The organism is Kitasatospora sp. NPDC091257 (assembly GCF_044757675.1).
In the GTDB taxonomy this organism is placed as follows: domain Bacteria; phylum Actinomycetota; class Actinomycetes; order Streptomycetales; family Streptomycetaceae; genus Kitasatospora; species Kitasatospora lactacystinica.
Genome location: NZ_JBIVVI010001174.1, coordinates 1 through 2,800, shown reverse-complemented (window position 1 = coordinate 2,800; position 2,800 = coordinate 1). Strand labels below are relative to the sequence as shown.

The following is a 2,800-nucleotide window of genomic DNA, read 5'->3' as shown; positions in this document are numbered from 1 at the left end:
CCCTCCCGGCCCCTCGTCCGCACGTGAGCGCCACGATCGGGTGATGTCTCGGCCCGCCGGTTCGCATTCGGAGTGTTGCGGCCGGACGGGGGACGGGGGTCACTACGTTGAGGGTCCGGGTCATGCGGCCGTGTCACCGACAGGCGCGGCCGGGAGGAATCGGACCGGTGCGCGGTCGGCCGTTCACCGAATCGGCCGAGCACCGTTCCGTCATGACGTGACGCCACTGACAGCGCCGGGCCGCGCCCCGGGCCTCGTACGAGGGAGAATCCGTGATCTCGAAGACCAAGAGGGCCATCTGTTCCATGGCCATGGCGTTCGCCGCAGCCGCCACGGCCACCGTCGGCCTGCCGAGCGGCGACGCCTTCGCCATCGACCACGTCCAGTGCGACGGGGGCCGCAATGACTTCCTGAAGATCTGGTCGCACCTCGACGGCCGTGACAGCGTCGACTGCTACGCGAACGGGGGGAGGACCGACTTCGGTGGCTGGTGGGTCGACCGGATCTCCACGGGCAACAACGACCTGACGTACTACGACGTGAACGGTGACTCCGTGAGGATCGAACGCTGGACCGACATCACCTTCCCGAACCGACCGCCGAGGGTCGCCGCCATCCAGATCGGGTGACACGGGGGCAGCCGCTCGTTCCACACGCTGATGCCGGGCATGCCTCTCCGGGCGTGACCGGCATCAGCGTGTGCGGCAGGTCGGCCACTTCGCGGCCGCCCGTGTTCCAACCCTGGCCGCGCGACCGTGGAGGTGGCCCGTTCCTGGCCCGGGTCTCGTGCGGCGCCCCGATGTCCGCTTCGTCAGTCCGAGTAGAGCGCGGCCAGGTGTGGCAGCCGTTGGCTCAGCCGGTTGTCGTCGCCGAAGTCGAAGTTCCAGTCCGGGTCCAGGGGCGGGTACGAGATGGTGAAGGCGTCGCCGGGAAGGTCTTCTCCGGTGGCTTCCCGGTAGGCATTCCAGGCGATGGTCAGGGTTTCCTCACATTCGAGGTCGGTTCCGCCGGCGGCACAGGCCCGTACGGCCGGGAGTGCGGCGAGCCGGTCCGGATCGGTGATGACGCTGTCGAAGGTCGCGCGGCCCTGGGTGATCAGCCAGCCGCGGAAGTAGTCGAATCCGTCATCGGAACAACCGCCGTTGACCAGGTAGGCGGCGCCCCAGAGCGGGGCCCGGTACGAGTCGGCCATCAGGTTCCACAGGACCTGCTGGGCCGCGACGATCTCCTCGGCGGGGCGAAGCGCGAGTAGCGCGCCGGCCCGGCGCGCGACGGCGTAGCCGTTGTCCGGAGCCGGCACCTGCGAGCGGGCTTCCTCGACCAGATTCCAGAACTGCTGGGTGTCCATGACGGCTGAGCATCGCACGGGACTCCGACAGAACAGTCCAGGGACGGAACGGTGTCCGCTCCGCCCACGCGGAGCCGCGCCGGATCGCCGCCGCACCAGCGCACTTCGGACCGCAGCGGCAGTTCGTCCTCGCGAACACCGCGTGCGTCCTGCGGTTGCAGGCGAAGCTGCCCTCGGGGAGGGCGGCAGGCTGAGGGCGCACGCCAGGGATTCGCCGTCCGGGAGCGGCGCGGTTCCGGCGGCATGGCACAGCACCATGCCGAAGGCGTAGAGATCCACGGCATGCGTGATCGGTCCGCCGATGAGCTGTTCCGGGGCGAGGAACCCCTCGGTGCCGACGCCTGAGGATCGGTCGGACAGGCATGGCCGGGACGGGCCCTTTGTGATCGGCCGGTCGTTCGGCGATGGCCGGAAACGGCGGCGAGAGGTCTTGATGGCAGGCCCCCTGGGGTGCGGACCTGGCGGGCGGCGACCTCGGCCAAGTGAACTACGGGCATCCCGTTGGACGTTCCGGGGGCAACCGGCGGTGCGAGGAGACAATGGCCGACCTGATATGTGATGTACGTCACAGGAGCATTTTCAAGATCTTTGCCGGATTGGCCCGTTGCCGTCCCCAGAGGGTGGGGGAACTTCCCCGGAAGACGGAGGAACGAGAAGAGATGACCACCGCAGCCCGCAGCTGTGCGCTTCCGGCCGCACTTGCCGCCCTGCAGGACCCGCCGCGATGGACCGGCCGGTCGGTTCGGTGCCGGGACGAGAAGCGTCGACCGCTGGGTTGGGCTCCTCCCGGGGTCTACGAGGCGACCCGGCTCGTGATGTTGGGACAGACCGGTGGAGATATCGGTCTGCCTGCCTGTCCTGTCACGATCTCGCCGATCAGGTCGGGGGCGGCCCGGGCGGGTGAGGGGCGGGGGCGGCGGGGGTCAGGTGGCCAGGAAGCGCTCCCGGTGGATCTGGTCGGACGGTACGCCGGCGAGTGCGGCGGTGCGCAGGACGGCGTCGACCAGGGGTGGCGGGCCGCAGACGTACAGGTCGGGTGTGGTGGTGCCGAGTTCGGGGAGGGCGGCGGCCAGGAGGTCGGCCGGGGTGCCGGTCGGTCCGGACCGGTCGGGGCCCGGCCTCCGGACGCAGATGTCGTACCGGAAGCCGGGCAACTCGGCGGCCACGGAGGCCAGTTCGTCCAGTCCGAAGACGTCCTGCGGTTCGTTGACGCCGAGGAGGAGTCGGGCGGGCTGCGGGTCCTGCCACTCGGCCATCCGGCGGACCATCGCCAGCAGCGGGGCCAGGCCGGTGCCGCCGGCCACGAACCAGCGTGGACGCAGGCCGGTTTCGTGGAGGCCGAAGGCGCCCTGCGGGCCGCCGAGTTCGTACGGGCCGTCGGTGACCGAGGCGTGGCAGGAGCCGCAGGTGCCCAGGCGGCAGGAGGCCGGGAGGGCGGCGCCGGCCTCCGCC

3 protein-coding genes are annotated in these 2,800 nt (G+C 70.7%); 1 reads left to right on the top strand and 2 read right to left on the bottom strand.

The window, feature by feature from the left end:
• The first annotated feature begins 311 nt into the window (after positions 1 to 311).
• Positions 312 to 629 carry a beta/gamma crystallin domain-containing protein gene (locus ACIQOV_RS35925; RefSeq protein ID WP_380351537.1) on the top strand — a complete coding sequence of 106 codons (318 nt, stop codon included), beginning with the start codon at positions 312 to 314 and terminating at the stop codon, positions 627 to 629.
• A gap of 182 nt (positions 630 to 811) precedes the next feature.
• Here ACIQOV_RS35925 and ACIQOV_RS35920 read toward each other — a convergent pair whose 3' ends face one another.
• Together ACIQOV_RS35920 and ACIQOV_RS35915 are read right to left on the bottom strand one after the other, a co-directional pair.
• Complete coding sequence (locus ACIQOV_RS35920) at positions 812 to 1,348, bottom strand: DUF4240 domain-containing protein (RefSeq protein ID WP_401055015.1); 537 nt, start codon at positions 1,346 to 1,348, stop codon at positions 812 to 814.
• A 923-nt stretch (positions 1,349 to 2,271) separates the two neighbouring features.
• Positions 2,272 to 2,800: 2Fe-2S iron-sulfur cluster-binding protein (locus ACIQOV_RS35915; protein WP_401055014.1), on the bottom strand; the 529-nt coding region annotated here is incomplete at its 5' end.